The organism is Pantoea sp. Cy-640, from assembly GCF_011752635.1.
GTDB lineage: Bacteria > Pseudomonadota > Gammaproteobacteria > Enterobacterales > Enterobacteriaceae > Pantoea > Pantoea dispersa.
In genome coordinates, this window is sequence record NZ_VWXB01000004.1 from 178,101 (window position 1) to 201,569 (window position 23,469).

The window sequence follows — 23,469 nt, forward strand, 5'->3', positions numbered from 1 at the left end:
TTATCAAGTGAAGCAATGAGCGATGGAAAATAGTGAAGTTCAGGCCGTGCTAATGCAGGCGCTGCCGTTAGAAGAAGTACATGTTCTCAGCAACGATGGCAGCCATTTCCAGGTCATTGCCGTGGGCGAAATGTTTGGCGAGCTGAGCCGCGTAAAGAAACAGCAGGCTGTGTACGCGCCGCTGATGGAATACATTGCGGATAACCGTATTCATGCGGTGTCCATCAAGACTTATACCCCAGCCGAGTGGGCGCGCGACCGTAAACTCAACGGTTTCTAAGCGTCACTCTGGCTGTTTTGTTGATAGATAATTGAGAGCCGTGTTAATGGACAAATTTCGTGTGCAAGGCCCCACCCGTTTAAGCGGTGAAGTGACCATTTCCGGGGCGAAGAATGCTGCGCTGCCGATTCTGTTTGCTGCGCTGCTGGCTGAAGAGCCGGTAGAGATTCAGAACGTGCCGAAGCTGCGTGACATCGATACCACCATGAAGCTGCTGAGCCTGCTCGGTGCGCGCGTGGAACGCAATGGTTCGGTCCACGTTGATGCGCGCGAAGTTAATGTCTTCAGTGCGCCGTACGATCTGGTGAAAACCATGCGCGCCTCCATCTGGGCGCTGGGGCCGCTGGTGGCGCGTTTTGGCCAGGGCCAGGTTTCTCTGCCGGGCGGCTGTGCGATTGGTGCGCGTCCGGTCGATCTGCACATTACCGGCCTGGAGCAGCTGGGTGCCGAGATCAAACTGGAAGAGGGCTATGTTAAAGCCTCTGTGGATGGCCGCCTGAAGGGCGCGCACATTGTGATGGATAAGGTCAGCGTGGGCGCGACCGTGACCATCATGAGCGCCGCAACGCTGGCGACGGGCACCACCATCATTGAAAACGCGGCGCGTGAGCCGGAGATTGTCGACACGGCAAACTTCCTTAACACGCTGGGCGCGAAAATCAGCGGTGCCGGCACCGACAAAATCACCATTGAGGGCGTTGAGCGCCTCGGCGGCGGCGTCTATCGCGTGCTGCCGGACCGTATCGAAACCGGCACCTTCCTCGTGGCCGGCGCTATCTCGCGCGGCAAAGTGGTGTGCCGCAATGCGCAGCCAGACACGCTGGATGCCGTGCTGGCGAAACTGCGTGACGCGGGTGCGGAGATTGAAGTTGGCGAAGACTGGGTGAGCCTGGATATGCACGGCAAGCGTCCGAAAGCGGTTAATATCCGTACCGCACCGCACCCGGGTTTCCCGACCGACATGCAGGCGCAGTTTACGCTGCTCAACCTGGTGGCTGAAGGCACCGGCGTGATTACCGAGACCATCTTCGAAAACCGCTTCATGCACATCCCGGAGCTGATTCGTATGGGTGCGCACGCCGAAATCGAAAGCAACACCGCTATCTGTCACGGTGTTGAAACCTTGTCCGGCGCGCAGGTGATGGCGACCGATCTGCGTGCGTCAGCCAGTCTGGTACTGGCAGGCTGCATTGCAGAAGGTGCGACGCTGGTGGATCGTATCTACCACATCGATCGTGGCTACGAGCACATTGAAGACAAGCTGAAAGCGTTAGGCGCCAACATTGAGCGCGTTAGCGGCGAGTAATCCTTTGTGCTGATTGCCAGGCATGAAAACCAGTCACGACAGCGTGGCTGGTTTTTTTTTGCTTTATCCGCGTGAGACGATCTTTTTCAGATCCTGGGGCGATCGAATGCGTTTTTTACGATCCAGCAGACGCTGTGTGACTGGATCAAAATAGCGGCTGGGCCAGATCTCGGAAGGATGGACCTTCAGCGCCGTGGCGATCAGCCATTCACCTTTAGGCCAGGGGCGTGACAGCGCATTGGCCAGCGTCGATGAACTGAGGCCAGATTGACGTGACAGGGCGGCCAGTGACGTACCGCGCTTGCGCAGGGCCGCAATGATATCTGCCGGATGCCAGTCTTCTCTCCTTGCATGCATAACTCTCTTCTCCGTGTCCGTGTTAGTGCTCCATCTCTGCAGCGCTGTGGCTCTCCTGCGCAGAGATAACTGGAAAAATCCGGATTTTTATAGCAAATAATTTCCATATGTTTCCAGTAATTGTTTTGCCTGTGCACGAAACTGCGCAGTTTTTCGCAAAAATGCTGCAAGGGAATGTAATCAGACCGGCAGAGCAGGGGGGAGAAATAAAAACGGGGCCGGACGGCCCCGTAGCAGATCAGAAATCGCGCTGCACCGACATATGCGCCAGCGCTTCCAGCGCGCTGCGCCACGGCGTTTCTGGCAGTGCCTGTAGCGCGGCGATGGCTTTATCCGCCTCTTCTTCGGCGCGTTTGCGCGTCCATTCCAGCGAACCGGTTTGCTGCATTGCCGCCAGCACCGGCTCCAGCAGATGACGGCCATTACCTTCCTCGATGGCCTTGCGGATCATCTGCGCCTGCTCGGGCGTGCCGTTGTGCATGGCGTGCAGCAGCGGCAGCGTCGGCTTACCTTCGCTCAGATCGTCACCGGTATTTTTGCCCAGCGTCTCGCCGTCGGCGCTGTAATCCAGCAGATCGTCGATCAGCTGAAACGCCGTACCGAGATAGCGGCCATAATCCTGCAGCGCTTTCTCCTGCGCTGGCGTGGCCTCCGCGAGGATCGCCGAAGCCTGCGAAGCGGCTTCAAACAGGCGGGCGGTTTTGCTGTAGATCACCCGCATGTAGCTCTCTTCGGTGATATCCGGATCGTTGCAGTTCATCAGCTGCAGCACTTCCCCTTCGGCGATCACGTTCACCGCTTCGGACATCAGTGCAAGGATCTTCAGCGATCCCATGCTGGTCATCATCTGGAAGGCGCGGGTATAGATAAAATCCCCGACCAGCACGCTCGCCGCATTGCCGAACGCGGCATTAGCGGTGGCTTTGCCACGGCGCATATCGGATTCATCCACCACATCATCGTGCAGCAGCGTCGCCGTGTGGATAAATTCGATCAGCGCCGCATTGGTCACATGCAGCGATCCCTGATAATTCAGCGCGCGTGCTGACAGCACCGCGATCATCGGACGGATGCGTTTGCCTCCCCCGCTGATGATGTAATAGCCCAACTGGTTAATCAGTGAGACATCTGAATTCAGCTGGTCGAGGATGGTCTGGTTGACGGCCGCCATGTCCTGCGCGGTTAATTCGTTAATCTGTTCTAAGTTCATTCGTCTGTTCAGCTTTGACTCGTTTTCTGCATGGTAAGCGCTTTTACCCAGCGTGAGTTCAGGTAATCTGTTACTGATTGTACTTGAAAAATCGGGTTGAGAAACGTTTGCATTCGTCCTGCGCTTTTTTTCTGCAAGAGAGTGCAAAGTGCACTTGTCTTCTGCTGGAGTTTTGCGTAGAATTCGCGCCCTATTGTGAATATTTATCGCGCCGCCTGATGAACAGAAAGGCATGCGCAGAAGCGGAGTTTTATATGTACGCGGTTTTCCAAAGTGGTGGTAAACAACACCGAGTAAGCGAAGGTCAGACCGTTCGCCTGGAAAAGCTGGACATCGCAACCGGTGAAACCATCGAGTTCGACCAGGTTCTGATGATTGCAAATGGCGAAGACGTGAAAATCGGCGCGCCACTGGTTTCAGGCGGTGTGATCAAGGCAGAAGTTGTTGCTCACGGTCGTGGCGAGAAAATTAAAATCGTTAAGTTTCGTCGTCGTAAACACTACCGTAAGCAAGCTGGTCACCGTCAGTGGTTCACTGATGTGAAAATCACTGTGATCAGCGCGTAAGAGGAGATCTGACAAATGGCACATAAAAAGGCTGGTGGCTCGACTCGTAACGGTCGCGACTCCAATGCAAAACGTCTGGGTGTTAAGCGTTTCGGTGGTGAATCTGTTCTGGCAGGTAGCATCATCGTTCGTCAGCGTGGTACCAAATTCCACGCCGGTAACAACGTAGGTTGTGGTCGTGACCACACTCTGTTTGCTACCGCAGACGGCAAAGTTAAATTCGAAGTTAAAGGTCCTAACAACCGTAAATACATCAGCATCGTTGCTGAGTAAGGTTGTTGTGCCGCAGACGATTAACGTCTGAACACACGAATGGAAGGCCCCGCAGCTTTGCGGGGCTTTTTACATTCTGCCGCAGGTTACGGCAATCACGCTGACCTTGCGCCTCAGTTTGCTGTACACTTTATGTACACATGGCTTTGCCAATCCTGTATTATCCGCCGCCGGTCAGCGCAGAAGACCCTGGCGGACCCGTTTGTCGCCCGCAGCGTGGCGCAAACGACAGTGTGACGGAGATAAAAAATGAAGTTTGTTGATGAAGCGACGATCCTGGTGGTCGCGGGTGATGGTGGCAACGGTTGCGTCAGCTTCCGCCGCGAGAAGTACATTCCCAAAGGGGGACCGGACGGCGGTGACGGCGGTGACGGCGGTGATGTTTACCTGCTGGCGGATGAAAACCTCAACACCCTGATCGATTATCGTTTCGAAAAATCTTTCCGCGCCGAACGCGGCCAGAATGGCCAGAGCCGTGACTGTACCGGTAAACGCGGTAAAGACATTATTGTTAAAGTGCCGGTGGGTACGCGCGTTATCGATCAGGGCACGGGCGAAACGCTGGGCGACATGACGCGCCATGAGCAGAAGCTGATGGTGGCGAAAGGTGGCTGGCACGGTCTGGGCAACACCCGCTTCAAATCGTCAGTGAACCGTACGCCGCGTCAGAAAACCATGGGCACGCCGGGCGAGAAGCGCGACCTGCAGCTGGAGCTGATGCTGCTGGCAGACGTGGGGATGCTGGGGCTGCCTAACGCCGGTAAATCGACCTTTATCCGCGCGGTATCAGCGGCGAAGCCAAAAGTGGCGGATTACCCGTTCACTACCTTAGTGCCAAGCCTCGGCGTGGTGCGTATGGACAGCGAAAAGAGCTTCGTGGTCGCCGACATTCCCGGCCTGATTGAAGGCGCAGCGGAAGGCGCGGGCCTCGGAATTCGCTTCCTCAAGCATCTGGAGCGCTGCCGTGTGCTACTGCACCTTATCGACATCGCGCCAATCGACGAATCCGATCCGGTAGAGAACGCCCGCATCATTCTCGGCGAGCTGGAGAAATACAGCGACAAGCTGTACCAGAAACCGCGCTGGCTGGTGTTCAATAAAACTGACCTGCTGAGCCGTGAAGAGGCGGAAAGCCGCGCTAAAGCGATTGCCGAAGCGCTGGGCTGGGATGAGAAATATTATCTGATCTCCGCCGCCAGCCGTGACGGTGTCAATGAGCTGTGCTGGGATGTGATGAGCTTTATCATCGCGAATCCAAAAGAAGCGGAAGAAGAAGCGAAGCAGCCAGAGAAAGTGGCCTTCATGTGGGATGATTACCACCGTGAAGCGCTGGAAAATGCTCAGGAAGTGGAAGAAGACGAAGACTGGGATGACGACTGGGATGAAGACGACGACGAAGGCGTCGAGATCATTTATCAGCGTTGATGTCAGCGAAAAAAGCGGCCAGATGGCCGCTTTTTTTATTGCTGTTTAGCGTAGAGCACCAGCTCGCACCATCATTCCCTCTCCCCGTGGGAGAGGGCAGGGTGAGGGCATCAGGCCGCAGCGGAACCAAACCTACCCCAGCACCGCCACCGTCAGCCGCGAACTGCAACACAGCTGATCGCGACCATTACGTATCTCAATCTGCCAGCTCTGATTGCGCGCCCCCAGATGCAGCGGACGACAAACACCGCGCACCTCGCCGCTGCTCACCGCCCTATGATGGCTGGCGCTCACCTCAATGCCCACCACGCTTTTACCTTCTTCCACGCTCAGGTAACCGGCAATGGAGCCCATCGACTCCGCCAGCACCACCGACGCGCCGCCGTGCAGCAGGCCAAACGGCTGCTGCGTGCGGCTGTCTACCGGCATGGTGGCCTCCAGATAATCGTCACCGATGGCGGTAAACACGATGCCCAGATGCGCCACCAGCGAGTTATCGCCCAGCTGATTCAGCGTGGCGATATCCACCGTACGTTTCCAGATTGCCATGCCTCAGGCTCCCAGCGTTGCGCCACCATCCACCACAATATCCTGCAGCACCACGTGGCTGGCAAGATCCGAGGCCAGGAACAGGATATTGTTCACGATCTCCTGCGGCTGGGCGATCTTACGCAGCGGGATCCCCAGCTTGTACTGATCCGGGAAACCGTTGATCATCTCCTGCTCGGCTTCCGGCGTATGCCACAGGCTGCGCTGCATATCGGTATCGGTTGATCCCGGTGAGACAATGTTGCAGCGCACGCCATACGGTGCCATCTCCAGCCCAACCGTCTGGCACAGGCTGCGCAGCGCTGCTTTGGACGCGCCATAGGCTGACATGCCGAGGCGCGGGGCGTGCGCGGCGTTAGAGGCGATGGTGACAATCGCGCCAGCGCGCTGCTGGCGGAAGACCGGCAGCGTCTGCTGGAACAGGTTAAACGCGCCGCCGGCGTTGACGGCGAGACACGCCTGCCAGTCAGTAAACGACAGCGCATCGGTGCTGCCGATGCGCAGAATGCCCGCGCCGTTCACCAGGATATCCAGCCGCGGCTGGCTGGCCAGCAGTGACTGACAGCAATCGCGCACCGCAGCGCTGTCGGCGACATCCAGCTGGCAGGTGGCAAACGGATAGTCATCCTGGCCAAAGTGCAAATCAAAACCGGTCACCTGCGCACCGGCCTGATGGAACGCCAGCGCGGTGTGGTAGCCGATGCCTTTGCCGGCACCGGTCACCCAGACAATTTTTCCGCTGAAATCAAAACAGGCGCTCATTATGCTGGCACCCGTGACAGCAGCGCCCACCAGCCATCAATGCTGGGGTTTTTCGCCAGGCTGATGAAGTCGATATCGCTGTGCACCTGACGCCAGCGCGCCGCCAGCGCCATCACGCGCACCGAATCCAGCCCATAGTCGATCAGGTTTTCATCATCTTCCGGCACGTCATCATCTTCCAGCAGCGGCAGAATCAGCGCGCGCAGCGCGTCCTTGCTCTGTGGCAGCGGCATCAGGTCGGCGGTCATCACCACTTTGCCACTGCGGCCTGCGGTGTAGGTCAGCGCCATCATATGCTCGTCGCGCGAGAAGTCGGCCAGCGCATCGGCCACCATAAACGGCTGGATGTTACGCATGAAGGCGTCGGTAGCGGTGGTCAGGCAGCCGATGTGAGCATACACGCCAGTAATGATCAGCTGATCGCGGCCCATCTCCTGCAGGATAGACTCCAGCGGCGAGCGCACGAACGCGCTGTAGCGCCATTTAGTCAGCACCTGATCGTCCTGATCCGGCGCCAGCGCGTCGACGATCTTCTGCTGATCCGGATGTTTGTTCAGCCCCGGTCCCCACATATCATTCAGCAGCGCGCGATCCTCATCGCTTTGCTGGTTGGGCTGGGCGGTATAGAACACCGGAATGCCCTGCGCTTTGCAGTAAGCGCGCAGGCGGGCAATGTTCTCCACCACCTGATTCACCAGCGGGCTGTCTTCGCCCCAGAAGTTGAGGAAATAGGCCTGCATATCGTGAATCAGCAGCGCCGCGCGCTGCGGCTCCAGCGCCCATTGTACTTTGTTAGCCGGCAGCTCAGTGGCGGCGGGCAGCGCATAAGACGTCAGTTTTGGAATAGCCATTACAATCTCCGGAAAAAATCAGGCTTGCGTCTGCTCAGCAAGCTGTTGGCGTAAACGTTTTTTATCCACTTTGCCCACCGGAGTCAGCGGCAGGGCGTCGACGCAGGTAATGCGGTCGGGAAGTTTGAATTCGGCAATGCCCAGCTCGCGCAGATGGCGGCGCAGCGCGACCGGTTTTACCGGCTGGCGTGCCACAATGAAGGCACAGCTCTTTTCACCCATCAGCTCATCGTGCATGGACACCAGCGCGGCGTGGATCACATCCGGATGGCGCAGCAGCAGGTTTTCGATCTCTTCGGCCGCGATCTTCTCGCCGCCGCGGTTGATCTGATCCTTTTCGCGTCCCTGTACGGTGATGTAACCCTGAGCGTTGATCTCAATCAGATCGCCTGAGCAGTAAAAACCGTTGGCGTCGAAGCTGGCGGCATTGTGCTCCGGGCTGTTGTAGTAGCCCCGGAAGGTGTAAGGGCCGCGCGTCATCAGGCGACCCACCTGGCCCGGCGGCAGTGGATTACCGTTCTCGTCGGCCACCCACACTTCGTCATCTTCCGAAATCGGGCGCCCCTGGGTAGTCAGAATGGTTTGCTCGTCATCGCCGAAGCGCGTGTAGTTAACCAGCCCTTCCGCCATGCCAAACACCTGCTGCAGCTGGCAGCCGATTTCACGCTGAATGCGTGCGGCCAGCGTTTCGCCCAGTTTGGCTCCGCCCACCTGAATGCGCTGCAGCGAGGCCAGCGCTGTATTGCTGCCCCACTCCTGAATCGCCTGCAACCACAGGCTGACCGCCGGCGGCACCAGTCCGGTATCGGTCACCTGGTGCTGCTCAATCAGCGGGAAGCAGAGCGTGGCGCTGGGATCCGCGGCGAGAATCACCTGGCCACCGGCATAGAACACCCCGAGCGAACCGGGGGAACTCATGGCGAAGTTATGCGGCGCGGGCAGGGCGATCAGATAGCGCGTGTCGGCGTTGATATGGCAAATCTCGTCGCTGGCGCGGATGCTGTAGTAATAGTCGTTGTGGGTGCGCGGAATCAGCTTCGGCGTGCCGGTGCTGCCGCCGGAGAGCTGGAAAAACGCCACTTCATCGGCGGCCGTCGGTGTCGCGACAAAATCGCCAGCCGCTTCATCCTGCAGCGAAGCCAGCGTATTTTCCGCCTGCGCGTCGTTACGCAGGATCACCTGCTGCAGCGTGGGCTGCGCCTCGCACAGCGTGGCGATGAAGTCGTCGCTGGCAAACAGCGCGTGCTGGCGATCGGCGATCAGCAGTTTCGGTGCAATCTGCTGCGCATAGGCCAGCAGTTCAGTGCGCTGATGGCTGAACAGCGCGTACACCGGGACCACGCCCAGCTTAAACAGGGCAAACAGCGTAACGTAAAAGTCCGCCACGTTGCCGAGCTGCACCAGCGCCGTGTCACCGCGCTGTAAACCGCGCCGCTGCAGCGCCGCCGCCAGATTATCACTGCGCTGCGCCAGCTGGCGGTAGCTGAGCTGCACAGGGCCGTCGATCACGGCGATAGCGTCGTTTTCGCGATGGCGGTCGATGATGTCGGTCAGCGGCACATCGATCCAGTAGCCTTTCTCGCGATAGTGCGCGGCCAGATGTGCCGGCCAGCGGCTGAAGGGAATGCTCATGCTTGTTCCTTTATTGCAGTCCAAAAGCGCGCAACATGGTGTCCAGCTTCACACCCGTTTCACGCCATTCTGATTCCGGTTGTGAGTCGGCGACGATGCCCGCGCCGGCAAACAGCCGCACGCGCGTGCCGTTTACCGTCCCGCAGCGAATGGTCACCACCCATTCGCCGTTGCCTTCGCTGTCGCACCAGCCGACGATGCCGCCAAACAGCTGGCGATCAAAGGGTTCGAGCTGCTGAATCAGCTGCTGCGCGCGGGCGTGCGGGAAGCCGCTCAGGGCCGGGGTTGGGTGCAGCAGCGCCGCCAGCGACAGCGCGTTTTCGCGCTCATCCTGCACTTCACCATCGATTTGCGTCGCCAGATGCCACAGCGTGGCGGTGGTGATCAGCGACGGCACGGTAGGCACTGACAGCAGACGGCTACGCGGCTGCAGCGTGCTGCGCATCGCGTCGGTCACCAGCTGATGTTCGTGGCGGTCTTTGGCTGACGCCATCAGGGTGTTACCTGCCGCGCGATCGGCGCTGACGTCGTCATGATGGCGGCGCGCCGAGCCGGCCAGCGGGCAGGAGGAGAAATCGCGCCCCTGTTTGCGCAGCATCAGTTCCGGGCTGGCGCCCACCAGCGCGCCTCCTTCCGCCAGCGGCAGATGGAAATGGTAGCTATTGGGATTTTGCGCGATCACGCGCTGCATCAGCGCAGCGGTATCCACCGGCTGCTCCGTGACGATATCCATCAGGCGCGACAGCACCACTTTGTCCGGATCGCCGCGCTGGATGGTGGCAACGGCGTCGGCCACCATGCGGGTAAACACCGCGTGATCCGGTACTGCCGTCCGCCGCCGCACTGCCGGCAGATCGCTCTGCTGCGCCGGCAGCGCCTGCTGCAGGTCGGCGCGATTAAAGCTCTGCCAGGATTCGGGTATGAACAGCGACGCTGGCTGGCTGACGTCAAACGGAATCGCGCCCACCAGCAGCGGATTGGCGATCCCCTGCTTTTTCGCCGCGGCAAAGTGCTGGCGCAGCTGCTGTTGAAAGTCGCCCTGCAGCAGCGCGGCATCGCCCACCGGCGTGTTGATCGTGGTATAGCAGCCCTGGGTGGCCAGGCTGCGCCATGGCGAGGTGAAAAGGAAACCGCGGCACAGCGCGGAAAAATCCTTCAGCCAGGCATTTTCAAACGTGGAGCTTTCCACCATAATTTTCACCTATAAATGATAAGATTATTAAGAATGATTATCATTTTTATTATGGCTCTGTAACCTACGTCGAAAGGGGCAAAGAGTCAATCCATTCGCGGGATTTACCGTGCTGTCAGACGTAAGCGGCGGCTGACGCCGGGCCAGGCATTAAGCTAAAAGGTAGATCAAAACTTATGAATAAATGCGGTTTATGGGGCATGGCTGTCCTGTTGTTCATTTTCCAGTCGCTGTCAGGGACAGCGCGGGCCGACCAGGGCTGGCCGCGCAGCGTACAGGGCGCGACCGGAACGGTCACGCTTAACCAGGCACCACAGCGCATTGTCTCCACCAGCGTCACGCTGACTGGCTCGCTGCTGGCGATTGACGCGCCGGTCATCGCCTCAGGCGCGACCGCACCGAAAAGCCGCCTGGCCGACGATCAGGGCTTCTTCCGTCAGTGGGGCGAGGTGGCAAAGCAGCGCCACGTTAAGCGGCTGTACATTGGTGAGCCGAGCGCCGAGGCGATTGCGGCGCAAGCCCCGGATCTGATCATCGTCAGCGCCACCGGTAATGACTCTGCCCTGAAGCTGGTCAGTCAGCTGCCCGCCATTGCCCCCACGCTGGTGGTCAACTACGACGATAAGAGCTGGCAGGATGTGGTTACGCTGCTGGGGCAGGCCACCGGCCATGAAGCACAGGCGGCGCAGCGCGTAAAAGAGTTCGACGATCGCGAAGCGGCGCTGAAGCAGGCCATTACGCTGCCGCCGCAGCCGGTCTCCGCGATGGTATGGAACGGTGATGGCCGGGCGGTGAATCTGTGGACCGCCGCATCGGCGCAGGGCAAACTGCTGCAGCAGCTCGGTTTTACCCTGGCGCAGCCGCCGGCCGGCACGCAACAGGGGCACAGCATGGGCCAGCGCAAAGACATTATTCAGCTCTCGGGCGAGAATCTCGCCGCCAGCCTGACCGGTCACAGCTTCCTGCTGTTTGCCGGCGATGACAAAACCGCGCAGTCAGTGCTGAGCAACCCGTTCCTGGCACAAAACGCGGCGGTGCGCGATAAGCAGGTCTATGCGCTGGGCATCGACACCTTCCGCCTGGATTACTACAGCGCCAGCAATCTGCTGACGCGTCTGCATCAGCTGTTCGTCAAATCATGATGTTTGCTGCGCCAGCACCGGCGCGGGCGCCTGATAGCGCCGCAATCCTTTCATCATCAGCCACATCATGACGCCAAGCAGTGTCGCGGCACAGCCAAACGCCGCGGCAGCCTGCGCCGGTAACAGCCACGAACCGAGGGCACCAATCAGCGCGGCGCCGAGGGCATCGCCGCACACGTTCTGCGCCGTCCACAGGCTGTTGATGCGGCCCAGCAGATGATTCGGCGTCAGCAGCTGAATCATCGCGTATTGCACCAGGCTGTTGATAGCACTGAAATAGCCGAAGCCCGCCAGACACAGCAGCGCCAGCCACAGCGTCGGCATCAGGCTGAACAGGCCCAGGGCGACGAAACCGGCCACGGCACTGCCCAGCACCAGCCGCCCCGGGCGCGCCGCCTGTTTCAGCCTGCCGCTGGTAAATGCACCCACGGCGGCACCGAGCGGCACGGCAGCGTACAGCATACCGAGCTGGTCGGCGCTGACTGACCAGTGCGGTGCCAGCGCCGGGTACAGCACGCGGATGGCGCTGGCCAGCGTCACCAGCGCACCGGTCAGCGCCACCATGCCGACCAGCGGGCTGGCGAACAGGAACTGCACGCCGGTTGCCAGCGCCCGCAGCGGATGCTCGCGCGGCTGCGGAGGCGGGGGCAGCGCAGGCAGCTTCAGCAGCGTCAGCACCGTCAGCAGCGTGCCGAAGGCGGTCAGTCCGTAATTCCACAGCACGCCGCCGTGCGCGATTACCACACCAGCAATCGCCGGCGATAAAATCGAGCCGAAGCGCACCGTCAGCATGGTGATCGCGCCGGCCTGCATAATGTTTTCGCGCCCCACCAGCGCCGGCGTAGCGGCCAGCAGCGCCGTGACGCCAATCGCGCCAAAAAAGCCGTCCCACAAGCCCAGCAGATAGACCGCCAGCAGCGAAGGCGCGGGCAGCGCGGCATTTATCGCCAGCGCAACAAAGCCCAGCCCGCAGGTGGTGCGGGCAAACAGGATCAACTTCTTACGCTCATAGCGATCGGCGAGCACGCCGCCGGTCAGCAGGCCAGTAAACATGCCGGCAGCGGACAGTGTGACGGCGAGGCCCACCAGCAGTGGTGAATGGGTCATCTGCTGAATCTGCACCGGCACGGCAACGGCCAGCATGCCGAGCGCCACAATCGAGATAAAACGCGCAATAAACACCGCGCGAAACGCCGCGTGGGTTTTCAGCAGTGAGAGATCGATAAAGTGAGAGGGTTTGTTCATTGTTTCGCCTTTTTGCACCAATTTTCCTCATCATCCGCGAGGCGACTCATGGTAACATAGGCAAACGCGAGTAATAACGATAACAAATATCATTATCACATTACGTTGCACCGCAACGACGTCGAACAGTGAAGGTTTAGAACGCTATGCGCCAGATCCGTGCATTAGCAGGCTCAGGGATTCTGCTTTTGCTCCTCATGGCGCTCAGTCTGATGCTGGGTGCCAAATCAATACCGCTTTCCGATGTGTATCACGCTCTCACCGCCTCCTGCTCCAGCGCGGAGTGCATCATCGTGCGCGATGCGCGCCTGCCGCGCACGCTGGCCGGTCTGCTGGCGGGTGTGGCGCTGGGGCTGGCGGGCGCGCTGATGCAGAGCCTGACGCGTAATCCGCTGGCCGAGCCGGGCATTCTGGGCGTGAACGCCGGTGCCGGTTTTGCCATCGTGCTCGGCATCGCGCTGCTGGGAGCAGACTCCCCGCTGCAGTGGCTGACGCTGGCCTTCAGCGGCGCGCTGCTGGCGGCGCTGCTGATGACGGTGATTGGCGCGATGGGCGGCGGGCGCGTCAATCCGGTGCGTCTGACGCTGGCGGGCGTGGCGCTGGCTGCGGTGCTGGAGGGCTTAACCTCCGGCCTGTCGCTGCTCAATCCGGACATTTACGATCACCTGCGCTTCTGGCAAAGCGGCTCGCTGGATATCCGCGATTTCAGCGTGTTGCGCACCCTGAGCCCGGCGGTGCTGGCCGGTGCGGCGCTGGCGCTGGGGCTGGCGCAATCGCTGAACAGCCTGAGCATGGGCGGCGATATGGCGGCGGCGCTGGGCACGCGCGTGGTGCGCACCCAACTGCTGGGCCTGCTGGCGATTGCCTTACTGAGCGGCGCGGCGACCGCCGCCGTCGGACCGATCGCTTTTATCGGCCTGATGACGCCGCATTTTGCCCGCTGGCTGGTGGGCAACGATCACCGCTGGCTGCTGCCGGCGACGGCGCTGATCACCCCGGCGCTGCTGCTGGCGGCGGATATTCTGGGGCGGATGATGGTGGCAGGCGAACTGCGCGTCTCAATAGTGACCGCCATCCTTGGCGCGCCGATGCTGATTTTGCTGGTACGGCGCCAGCGCGGGCGAGGTGGACTATGACGCGGCGTGCCTGGTTGCATGGCGGCTGGCTGCTATTAGCGTGTGCGCTGCTGACGTGGCTGGCGCTGACGCGCGGTGCGCTGCCGATTACGGCGGAGCAGGTGTGGCAGGCGCTGCGCGGGCAGGGAGCGGCTAATGTGCAGCTGATTGTGGTGGAGTGGCGGCTGCCGCGCGTGCTGATGGCGCTGCTGATCGGTGCGGCGCTGGGTGTCAGCGGGGCAATTTTTCAGTCGCTGCTGCGCAACCCGCTCGGCAGCCCGGATATTCTCGGCTTCAATACCGGCGCTTATAGCGGTGTGCTGGTGGCGCTGGTGCTGTTCAATCAAAGTATTACCGCGATGACCGGGGCCGCGCTGATCGGCGGTATCGCGACGGCTGCGCTGGTGTATCTGTTTGCCTGGCGCAACGGGGTGGAAACGTTTCGGTTAATCATCGTGGGCATCAGCGTGCGCGCGCTGCTGATGGCGCTCAATGCCTGGCTGATTATCAGCGCTTCGCTGGAGTCGGCGCTCAGCGCCGGGCTGTGGAGCGCCGGCTCGCTCAACGGCATCACCTGGGCGAAAACGCCGCCGGTGGTGACGGTGCTGCTGCTGTCGCTGCTGCTGGTGGCGCTGTTAACGCGCCGCATGCGTCTGCTGGAGATGGGCGACGACACCGCCTGCGCGCTCGGCGTGCCGGTGGAGCGCAGCCGCCTGTGGCTGATGCTGCTGGGCGTGCTGCTGACCGCGGCGTCCACCGCGCTGGCGGGGCCGATCTCGTTCGTGGCACTGCTGGCGCCGCAGATTGCGCGCCGGCTGAGCGGCGGGGAAAAAGGCGCATTATGGCTGGCGGCGCTGTGCGGCGCGCTGCTGTTGTGCGCCGCCGATTATGCCGCGCAGCATCTGTTCCTGCCTTATCAACTGCCGGTTGGCGTGATTACCGTCAGCCTGGGCGGACTCTATCTGATTGCGTTACTGGTGCGGGAGGCGCGACGCCAATGATCGATATTCCTTCACGGCTGTATGGCGAAGGCCTGACGCTGGGTTATGACAAAAAAGTGGTGGCGGAAAATCTCTCGGTGGCGATTCCGCAAGGGGAGCTGACCGTGATTATCGGCCCTAACGCCTGCGGTAAATCCACCCTGCTGCGTACCCTCAGCCGCCTGCAGGCACCGTTGAAAGGTGACGTACTGCTGGACGGCGAGGCGATTGCACGTTATCCCACCAAAGAGGTGGCGCGCCGTCTTGGCCTGCTGCCGCAGAGTTCAAACGCACCGGCGGGCATCAGCGTGAGCGAGCTGGTGGCGCGCGGACGTTATCCGCATCAGTCACTGTTTGGCCGCTGGCGCGCGGAGGATGAAGCGGCGGTGCAGCAGGCGATGCTGGCCACTGGCGTGGCGGACCTGGCGCAACAGGCGGTCGATACCCTGTCCGGCGGGCAGCGTCAGCGCGTGTGGATCGCCATGGTACTGGCGCAGCAGACGCCGCTGCTGCTGCTGGATGAGCCCACCACCTGGCTGGATATTACCCACCAGATTGAGCTGCTTGAGCTGATGCAGACGCTCAATCAGCAGCATGGCCGCACGCTGGTGGTGGTGCTGCACGACCTTAATCACGCCTGCCGCTACGCCACCCATCTGATCGCCATGCGTCACGGGAAGATCATTGCCGAGGGCAAGCCTGGCGAGATTGTGACGCCGGCGCTCATTGAGCAGGTGTACGGATTACGCTGTGTGATTGTTGAGGATCCGGTGGCGCATACGCCAATGATTGTGCCGCTGGGGCGCGGGCGCTAAGGCGGAGAAGGGGCTGTGGTGTAAACGTTTTCTGCCATGCGGTTCCCTCTCCCGCCGGGAGAGGGTGAGGGCAAAACCGCTACGCTAGCAACTGCTGCAACAGCGGCCCGATCTGCTCAAACATGCGAGGCGAGATAATCTCGACGTGGGCACAATCCATCGGCCACACCGTCAGCTCACCGACATAGGGCGCCCAGGCGCGGCGCGCATCCTGGCCTGGCTGCTGCGTCTGTTCGGCGAGGAACAGCGTAGCGCGGCCGCCGAAGCGTGCGCTGCGCGCCGTGGCCAGCAGACGCACCGAGCTGGCGTAGTTGGCTTCGATGGTATCGAACATGGCCTGCATCTCTTCACCGGCCTGATGGCGCTGCGCGGCGATAAACTGTTCGCGCTCGCGATTCACCTCCTCCAGCACCGCCGGATCCAGCACATTCTCGCCGCGCTTCTCATCCCAGTTCTGCGTTTCCGGCGGCCAGGTGTCGAGCAGGCCAAGGAAGGCGACCTCTTCACCCGCTGCTTCCAGCCGGGCAGCAATGCCCTGCGCCAGCGTACCGCCCAGCGAGTAGCCGAGGAAATAGTAGGGCCCGTGCGGTTGTACCTCGCGCAGCGTGCGCAAATGCGCTTCACAGACCTCATCGAGATGCGCGCTCTGATTCAGCGGTCCCTGCGTGTCAGGCGACTGAATGCCGACCAGTGACCAGCGTGGGTCAAGGTAACGCTGCAGCACGCTGAACTGCCAGGCGAAGCCGGACGCCGGGTGGAAGCAGAACAGCGTCGGTCCGCTGCCTTTACGCAGCGGCAGCACCGCTTCAAAGCCCGCCTGCTGATGGGATTGTCCATCGCTCAGCAGCGTCGCCAGTTTTTCAACCGTCGGGGCAATCATGATCTGCCCGACCGAGACCGGCAGCTGGAGCTCGCGGCGCAACTGCGCAGCCAGGCGCATCGCCAGCAGCGAATGGCCACCGAGCGCAAAGAAATCATCCTGCGCACCGATCGTGTCACAGGCCAGCAGGCGGCAGAACGCTGCGGCCAGCGTGCTCTCTAAACCGGGCAATGGCGCGCGCCCCTGGCGCTGCGTGGTGCTCTGCGGCAGCGGCAGCGCTTTGCGATCCAGTTTGCCGTTGCTGCTGAGCGGCAGCGCCTCCAGCTGGACGATGGCCACCGGCACCATGTGTGCCGGTAGCTGCTGTGCCAGCACGTGACGCAGCGCGTCGCCATCCACCGGCTGAGGCGCAACCACGTAGCCCACCAGCTGACGCGCATCGCCCTGTGCCGCCGCACTGCCCAGCACCACCGCATGCGTCACCGCCTGCTCAATGCCGGGCTGGGCGCACAGCGCATGATCGATTTCGTTCAGCTCAATACGCTGACCGCGGATCTTCAGCTGGTCATCGCTGCGCCCGAGATACTCCACCGCACCGTTGTCCAGCCAGCGCGCTACGTCGCCGGTCAGGTACATGCGCTCGCCAGCGGCGTACGGGTCGGCGATAAAGCGGCTGGCGGTCAGCTCCGGCCGGTTGAGATAGCCATGCGCCAGCTGAATGCCGGTAAGATAGAGATCGCCGGCCACGCCCGGCGGCACCGGCTGCATTTGCGCATCAAGAATGCGCAGGCCGGTGTTCCACACCGGGAAGCCGATCGGTACGCTCGGGCCATCGACGGCCGCCAGCGCCGCGCCATACGCCGGATACCAGCTGACATCAACGGCCGCTTCGGTCGGCCCATACAGATTGTGCAGCGGCACGCGGGTCAATGTTTCCCAGCTGCGCGACAGATCGGTGGGCAATGCTTCACCGCTGCAGAACACGTTGCGCAGGCTGGCGCAGCACGCTATCGCGGCCGGGTGGTCGAGCGCCGCGACAAAGGCCGCCAGCATCGAGGGTACGAAATGCGTGGTGGTGACTTTGTAGCGGGCAAACAGTTGCTGTAAGGCTTCCGGATCGCGGTGTGCATCCGGCGGCGCCATCACCAGCTGCGCGCCGACCAGCAGCGGCCAGAAGAACTCCCACACCGAGACATCAAAGCTGCTCGGCGTTTTCTGCAGCACCACGTCATCCGCCTGCAGCGGATAACGATCCTGCATCCACAGCAGGCGATTAACGATCGCCTGATGGCCGACCAGCACGCCTTTCGGCCGGCCGGTAGAGCCAGAGGTATAGATGATGTACGCGCCATCCTGCGGCGTCGGCGCGCTGACCGGTGCCGGTGCATGTTCGGCATTGTACAGGGTGTCAAAGTGCAGCTGACTGACCGGCGCGATGGCGCGGAAGCGGGCACTGAGCGCGGCCGCGGTAATCAGCGTTTTGGGCGCGGCGTCTTCCAGCATCAGCTGGAGCCGCTCGTCCGGATAGCCGGTATCCAGCGGCAGATAAGCGGCCCCGAGCGTCACAATAGCCTGCAGCGCCAGCGACAGCTGCACCGAACGCGGCAGCGCCACGGCGACGATATCACCCCGCTGCACGCCAGCCGCGCTGAGATCGGCCGCCAGCGCGAATACCTGCTGCTGCATCTGGCGATAGTTCAGCTGGTGCTGCGCATCGGCCAGCGCCGGTGCGTCCGGGGTGCGCTGCGCCTGCTGCGCCAGCAGCGACGCCAGGGTTTCCGCCGGCAGCGGATGGGCGGTCTGATTGATGGCCGCAATCTGCTGCTGCTCCGCTGGCGTCAGCAGATCGAGCTCGCCCAGCGCGCGCTGCGGCTGCGCGGCCAGCTGGCTGAGCAGTAGGGCAAAGCGGCTGGCATGGCGCTGCAGCGTCTCCGCAGCATAGCGCTGCGCGTTCGCGAGCAGCTCCAGCGTCAGATCGCCGTGCTCGCTGAGGTAAATCGCGATTTCCAGATCGCGCACCGGGCCGGAGGCCAGCTGATGCGTGATGCCTTCAATGCCGGCGAAATCGAGCTGGTAGTCAAACATCTTCAGGTTGATCACCGGACCATACAGCGGATCGCTATCACCGAGGCGGCCGAGATCGCGCTGCACCTGTTCAGCATCGTAGCGCTGATGACGGCGCATTTTTTTCACTTCCGCGGCCAGCTGAGCGGCGAGATCGCCGAGCGTTTGTCCCGGCTGATAGTGCACCGCCATCGGCAGCACGTTGATCACCGGACCGGTGGCGCACAGCGCGGCGGAGCCGATGCGGCGCATGAAGATGAAGCCGGCAGCAAAATCATTTTGTCCGCTGAGGCGAGCCAGCCACAGCGCTACCAGCGCAAAGGCCAGATCGGCGGCGCTGTGCTGTGGATGCTGGCTGGTCAGCGTCTGGAAGCGGTGACGATCCAGCGTAACGCTGTGGCGTAGCAGATTGGTGCTGGCGCTCTGACCGGCCAGCGGCAGCGGCGACAGCGAGGCGGGCGCGGGCAGGGCGCGGCCTTTTTCGCGCCAGAATTCGCCGTCACGGGTGTAAGACGCCGATTGCTGATAGCGCTGATACTCGTCAACCACGGCGCTGAACGGAATAAACGGTGTCGGCTCAGGCGGCTGCTGCTGTACGGCGGCGCTGTACAGATTGGCGATGCGGCGCGTCAGCGCGGTAAAGCTGAAGCCATCCACCACCAGATGGTGATAGCGCTGATACCAGAACCAGTGCTGCTCGCCGAGGCGGAACAGACGATGGTGCCACAGCGGTGCGCCACTCAGCACACGCAGGTCACCCCGCATATCGGCACGCATCAGGGCGCGCGCGGCGGCAGCGGCATCCGCTTCGCCGCGCAGATCAACGATGTCTGGCAGGCTGAAGGTCTGCGGCTGCGGCCACTGCAGTGGCTCGCCGTCGATTTCGCCGAACGCCATATTCAGGGTATCGGCTTCCTGCATGCCGTCGACGATGGCCTGCGCCAGCAGCGCGCTGTTGATGTCGCCGCGCAGTTCGACAAAGTGCGCGACCGCGAAGGCGTTGTGATGGCGGCTGAGCTGGTCGGCGATCCAGATGCCTGGCTGCGCCGCCACCAGCGGCAGAGTTTGTTGGTCAATCATAGTGTCGTTCATCAGAGAATTTACTGTCGCTCCGGTTCACGTCTGGCGTGATGAATGAATTTGGATTGCGCCACAAAGCTTGCAGACCGTCGAGCAGACCACCGCGCCAGCACAGCGCGTCATGGCCGCCCTCTACCGGCTGGTAATACACCTGATAGCCGGCAGCGGTAAGTTGTTGTTGTAATTGTTGATTGGCTTGCAGAATCAGGCCTTCACGCTGGCCTGCCTCCAGCCAGAAACGCAGCTGCTGGCGAGGTGCCAGGCCATGGTCCAGCGCCTGCAGCAGCCAGCCATGCGGGTTACCGCGCTCCGGCCACCAGAAGGAGCCGGACAGGCTGAGCGCATTACCAAAGGTGTGGGGAAAGTGCAGTGCGGCAAACACCGCGGCCAGACCGCCAAAACTTTGTCCGGCGACCAGCGTGCGCGCCGGCTGCGCATCGTACGGCATCCAGCGTGCCACCTGCGGCAGCAGCTCCTGCTGCACCGCCTGCCAGAATTGCGGATTGCATGGCAGCTCGCGGCTGCGGTGTTCGCGATCGATGATGTCGATAAACAGGTAGACCGCCGGCGGCAGCTTGCCCGCGGCGGTCAGCTGCTGCAGCGGTCCGGCGATCGGCATCTGCTGCGCCCAGAACTGACCATCGAGCAGTATCGCCAGCGGACGCGGGCCGTGCTGCGCCTCGCCTGTGGCGTACAGCCACACCCGGCGACGATTGCCGAGCAGCGCGCTGTCCCACTGCTGCACCTGCAGCGTCAGCGCCGGGGCGCGGCCCTCATCCACCGCACGCCACACCTGCTGGTCGGGCGCGTCAGGCAGGTGCAGCGGTGACACGCCCATGCCGCGTCCGCCGGACCAGCTGCGCAGCGGATTGAGCGCATCGGCCTGCGCGGCAGGGAATTTTTCGCGCCACCAGTGGCGCAGCGCATGCATGTCAGGCTCGCCGCTGAAATCGCTGGCCTGCCGATCCGGCATCAGGCAGTAGCTGCCGCGCCAGTGTGACGGCAGCACAGTTTGCCAGTACCAGACATCGCTACTGGCGACGCGCATCAGCGATTGCGGCGGGCGATGCTGGTGGTGATCGGTCACGCCGGTGATGTTGATCCACACGCGCTGGGTGTGGGAGGTGGTTTCACTGCCTTGCGGATCGCGCCAGAAGAAGGTCACCAGACAGGTGCCATCCTGCTGCGGCTCAATGCGCGGAATGCCCTGAGTCTGTTGCTCCTGCCACCAGGCTTCGCTACCAATTCCATCATTTCGCCAGGTCATAGGGGCTGCCAGTCGCCGTCTGTACGGGGAGGTTTACATAGGATTGATAAATAATACTATTGATAATTATTTGCATTTGCAATAGGGTGACTGCGCTCAAAATGAGCACGCACGTTCCGTCTGGCACCCGCTAAGTCATGGGATTCAGCAAAGGATGGCCCTGCCAGGTGTGAACGGCTGCGCGATAAAGACAGGGATCTTCTCACCGGCTCGCCAGTCACTCCGCTGTGGCGCAGAACTGGCCTTCCAGGAATGAAAAAAATGAAGCATTACTCGCGGTTAACTTTCGCTATTTTGATCGAACTGGGGCTCAGCGCCTCACTGCTTTCCGGCAGCGCCTGGGCAGCAGAGACTTCCAGCAAGACGACTTCCAGCAACGCCTCTTCTCCCGACGCCAGCGCGATGGACGGTGGCACCTTAATGGTGACGGCCCAGCAGCAGACGCTGCAGGCACCGGGGGTTTCCACCATCACCGCCGATGAGATCAAAAAGCATCCGCCGGCGCGCGATGTTTCAGAAATTATCCGTACCATGCCGGGGGTTAACCTGACCGGTAACTCGACCAGCGGCCAGCGCGGCAACAACCGTCAGATCGATATTCGCGGCATGGGACCGGAAAATACCCTGATCATGGTGGACGGCATGCCGATCACCAGCCGTAACTCAGTGCGTCTCGGCTGGCGCGGTGAGCGTGATACGCGCGGCGATACCAACTGGGTGCCGCCGGAGATGATTGATCACATCGACGTGATTCGCGGGCCGGCCGCGGTGCGCTACGGTAACGGCGCGGCGGGCGGTGTGGTGAACATCATCACCAAAAAGTACAGCGATCAGCAGTGGCACGGTTCGTGGAATACCTACTTCAACGCGCCGGAACACAAATCGGAAGGGGCGACCAAACGCACCAACTTCAGCCTTGAAGGGCCGCTGGGCGACGACTTCAACTTCCGGCTGTATGGCGGCTTAGCCAAAACCCAGGCCGACGCGTACGACATCAATGAAGGGCACGCGGCAGCGCGCACCGGCAGCTATGCGGGCAGCTACCCGGCAGGCCGCGAAGGCTCGGTTAACAAAGATATCAATGCGTTGCTGAGCTGGGCGTTTGCCCCTATGCAGACGCTGGAGCTGCAGGCCGGTTACAGTCGTCAGGGCAACCTGTACGCGGGCGATACGCAGAACACCAACACTAACGCACTGGTAAAGAGCCTGTACGGCGATGAAACCAACCGTCTGTATCGCCAGAATATTTCACTGAAATGGACCGGCGCGTGGGACAACGGCATCAGCACCAGCAGCTGGGCGCGCTACGAAAAAACCCGCAATACGCGCATCAATGAAGGTCTGGCGGGCGGCACGGAAGGGATTTTCTCCAACAGCGGGTTCAATACCATTCAGCTGGACGATGTGCTGCTGCACAGTGAAATCAGCCTGCCATTTGAGCTGGGCGTCAATCAGACCGCAACGCTGGGCACCGAGTGGAACCAGCAGCGCATGAAAGATCCTTCGTCGACCACCCAGGCCGCCAGCAACGGTGCCGTGCCAGGCATCGCCAGCACCGGCCGCAGTCCTTATGCCCAGGCGGAGATTTTCTCCCTGTTTGCCGAAGACAACATGGAGCTGACCGACAGCACCATGCTGACGCCGGCGCTGCGCTTCGATCATCACTCCATCGTTGGCAACAACTGGAGCCCGTCGCTTAACCTGTCACAGGGGCTGGGCGATGACTTCACGCTGAAGATGGGGATTGGCCGGGCCTACAAAGCGCCGAGTCTGTACCAGACGAACCCGAACTACCTGCTGTACAGCAACGGCCAGGGCTGCGCCGCCAGCACCGGCGCCTGCTATCTGCAGGGTAATCCGAATCTGAAAGCGGAAAACAGCATCAATAAAGAAGTTGGGCTGGAGTGGAAGCATGAAGGTTATCAGGCCGGTCTGACCTGGTTCCGTAACGATTACCGCAACAAGATTGAAGCCGGCTATGCGCCTTCAGGTAAAGCCTCTAACGGCACCACGGATATCTATCGCTGGGAGAACGTGCCGAAAGCAGTGGTGGAAGGATTGGAAGGCACGGTCAATGTTCCTTTCTCTGACAGCGTGATGTGGAATAACAACTTCACCTACATGCTGCAGAGCAAGAACAAGGAGACCGGCGATCGTCTGTCGATCATTCCGGAGTATACGCTGAACTCGACGCTAAGCTGGCAGGCAACGCAGGATCTGTCGCTGCAAACTACCCTGACGTGGTACGGCACCCAGACGCCGAAGAAGTACGACTACAAAGGACAGCCGGTGACCGGCAGCGCCACCGACAAAGTGAGCCCGTACTCGATTGTCGGCCTGAGCGGTACTTACGATATCAATAAGTATGCCAGCGTGACGCTGGGTATCGATAACCTGTTCGATAAGCGCCACTTCCGTGAGGGCAATGCGCAAACCACCGGTAACGCCACCACCGGCGCTTATCTTTACGGTGCCGGTGCCAATACCTATAACGAATCAGGCCGTACTTACTATATGAGCCTCAACACCCACTTCTGA

20 protein-coding genes are annotated in these 23,469 nt (G+C 61.3%); 10 read left to right on the forward strand and 10 right to left on the reverse strand.

The genetic code is table 11. The features are described 5' to 3' along the window. Positions 1-22 precede the first annotated feature (22 nt). Entirely contained in the window at positions 23-280 is a 258-nt protein-coding gene (gene ibaG, locus F3J36_RS12335; protein WP_007886637.1) for a BolA family iron metabolism protein IbaG, read from the forward strand. A 46-nt stretch (positions 281-326) separates the two neighbouring features. Then, positions 327-1,586, forward strand: coding sequence for a UDP-N-acetylglucosamine 1-carboxyvinyltransferase (gene murA / locus F3J36_RS12340; protein ID WP_021507731.1), 1,260 nt, complete (start codon positions 327-329; stop codon positions 1,584-1,586). Positions 1,587-1,649: 63 nt separating this feature from the next. On the opposite strand, the gene F3J36_RS12345 is transcribed toward murA, so the two are convergent. Then, positions 1,650-1,943, reverse strand: a complete 294-nt coding sequence (locus tag F3J36_RS12345; protein WP_021507730.1) for a helix-turn-helix transcriptional regulator — start codon at positions 1,941-1,943, stop codon at positions 1,650-1,652. 238 nt (positions 1,944-2,181) lie between these two features. Continuing rightward, complete coding sequence (gene ispB, locus F3J36_RS12350; protein ID WP_021507729.1) at positions 2,182-3,153, reverse strand: octaprenyl diphosphate synthase; 972 nt, start codon at positions 3,151-3,153, stop codon at positions 2,182-2,184. Positions 3,154-3,407: 254 nt separating this feature from the next. On the opposite strand from ispB, the gene rplU reads away from it, so the two are divergent. From rplU to cgtA, 3 genes are all read left to right on the forward strand, one after another. Beyond that, on the forward strand, positions 3,408-3,719 hold the full coding sequence (gene rplU, locus F3J36_RS12355; protein ID WP_021507728.1) for a 50S ribosomal protein L21: 312 nt from the start codon (positions 3,408-3,410) through the stop codon (positions 3,717-3,719). A 15-nt stretch (positions 3,720-3,734) separates the two neighbouring features. Continuing rightward, on the forward strand, positions 3,735-3,992 hold the full coding sequence (gene rpmA / locus F3J36_RS12360) for a 50S ribosomal protein L27 (protein ID WP_006121751.1): 258 nt from the start codon (positions 3,735-3,737) through the stop codon (positions 3,990-3,992). A 249-nt stretch (positions 3,993-4,241) separates the two neighbouring features. Next, positions 4,242-5,417: an Obg family GTPase CgtA gene (gene cgtA, locus F3J36_RS12365; RefSeq protein ID WP_058759590.1), complete on the forward strand. Its 1,176-nt coding sequence runs from the start codon at positions 4,242-4,244 to the stop codon at positions 5,415-5,417. Between the two features lie 132 nt (positions 5,418-5,549). Here the strand turns inward: cgtA and F3J36_RS12370 are convergent, their stop codons facing one another. Genes F3J36_RS12370 through F3J36_RS12390 form a run of 5 tightly spaced genes read right to left on the reverse strand, consistent with a single transcriptional unit; the run spans position 5,550 to position 10,400 of the window. Then, positions 5,550-5,966: a hotdog fold thioesterase gene (locus tag F3J36_RS12370; protein ID WP_088516017.1), complete on the reverse strand. Its 417-nt coding sequence runs from the start codon at positions 5,964-5,966 to the stop codon at positions 5,550-5,552. A gap of 3 nt (positions 5,967-5,969) precedes the next feature. Continuing rightward, a complete protein-coding gene (gene dhbA, locus F3J36_RS12375; RefSeq protein WP_088516018.1) occupies positions 5,970-6,728 on the reverse strand; it encodes a 2,3-dihydro-2,3-dihydroxybenzoate dehydrogenase in 759 nt (252 codons plus the stop codon). Beyond that, a complete protein-coding gene (locus F3J36_RS12380; RefSeq protein ID WP_088516019.1) occupies positions 6,728-7,579 on the reverse strand; it encodes an isochorismatase family protein in 852 nt (283 codons plus the stop codon). The genes dhbA and F3J36_RS12380 overlap by 1 nt, the downstream gene beginning before the upstream one ends. An 18-nt stretch (positions 7,580-7,597) precedes the next feature. Beyond that, positions 7,598-9,211, reverse strand: coding sequence for a (2,3-dihydroxybenzoyl)adenylate synthase (locus F3J36_RS12385; RefSeq protein WP_166719798.1), 1,614 nt, complete (start codon positions 9,209-9,211; stop codon positions 7,598-7,600). Positions 9,212-9,221: 10 nt separating this feature from the next. After that, entirely contained in the window at positions 9,222-10,400 is a 1,179-nt protein-coding gene (locus tag F3J36_RS12390) for an isochorismate synthase (protein WP_370515556.1), read from the reverse strand. Between the two features lie 179 nt (positions 10,401-10,579). Between F3J36_RS12390 and fepB the strand changes: the two genes are divergently transcribed. Next, positions 10,580-11,545, forward strand: a complete 966-nt coding sequence (gene fepB, locus F3J36_RS12395) for a Fe2+-enterobactin ABC transporter substrate-binding protein (protein WP_166719799.1) — start codon at positions 10,580-10,582, stop codon at positions 11,543-11,545. On the opposite strand, the gene entS is transcribed toward fepB, so the two are convergent. Next, positions 11,540-12,790, reverse strand: a complete 1,251-nt coding sequence (entS, locus tag F3J36_RS12400; RefSeq protein WP_088516022.1) for an enterobactin transporter EntS — start codon at positions 12,788-12,790, stop codon at positions 11,540-11,542. The two genes, fepB and entS, sit on opposite strands and share 6 nt — an antisense overlap. 146 nt (positions 12,791-12,936) lie before the next feature. On the opposite strand from entS, the gene fepD reads away from it, so the two are divergent. From fepD to F3J36_RS12415, 3 genes are read left to right on the forward strand one after another with little or no spacing between them, the layout of a single operon-like run. Then, entirely contained in the window at positions 12,937-13,926 is a 990-nt protein-coding gene (fepD, locus tag F3J36_RS12405; protein WP_058759585.1) for a Fe(3+)-siderophore ABC transporter permease, read from the forward strand. Then, complete coding sequence (gene fepG, locus F3J36_RS12410; protein WP_058759584.1) at positions 13,923-14,906, forward strand: iron-enterobactin ABC transporter permease; 984 nt, start codon at positions 13,923-13,925, stop codon at positions 14,904-14,906. Before fepD ends, fepG begins: the two co-directional genes overlap by 4 nt. Further along, entirely contained in the window at positions 14,903-15,700 is a 798-nt protein-coding gene (locus F3J36_RS12415; protein ID WP_058780378.1) for an ATP-binding cassette domain-containing protein, read from the forward strand. Before fepG ends, F3J36_RS12415 begins: the two co-directional genes overlap by 4 nt. Positions 15,701-15,779: 79 nt before the next feature. Here the strand turns inward: F3J36_RS12415 and F3J36_RS12420 are convergent, their stop codons facing one another. Together F3J36_RS12420 and fes are read right to left on the reverse strand one after the other, a co-directional pair. Further along, positions 15,780-19,664: an enterobactin synthase subunit F gene (locus F3J36_RS12420; RefSeq protein WP_247653177.1), complete on the reverse strand. Its 3,885-nt coding sequence runs from the start codon at positions 19,662-19,664 to the stop codon at positions 15,780-15,782. Next, on the reverse strand, positions 19,657-20,931 hold the full coding sequence (gene fes / locus F3J36_RS12425; RefSeq protein WP_166719801.1) for an enterochelin esterase: 1,275 nt from the start codon (positions 20,929-20,931) through the stop codon (positions 19,657-19,659). Before fes ends, F3J36_RS12420 begins: the two co-directional genes overlap by 8 nt. Positions 20,932-21,192: 261 nt before the next feature. Here fes and F3J36_RS12430 point away from each other — a divergent pair, with 261 nt between their 5' ends. After that, on the forward strand, positions 21,193-23,469 hold the full coding sequence (locus tag F3J36_RS12430; RefSeq protein WP_058770686.1) for a TonB-dependent siderophore receptor: 2,277 nt from the start codon (positions 21,193-21,195) through the stop codon (positions 23,467-23,469).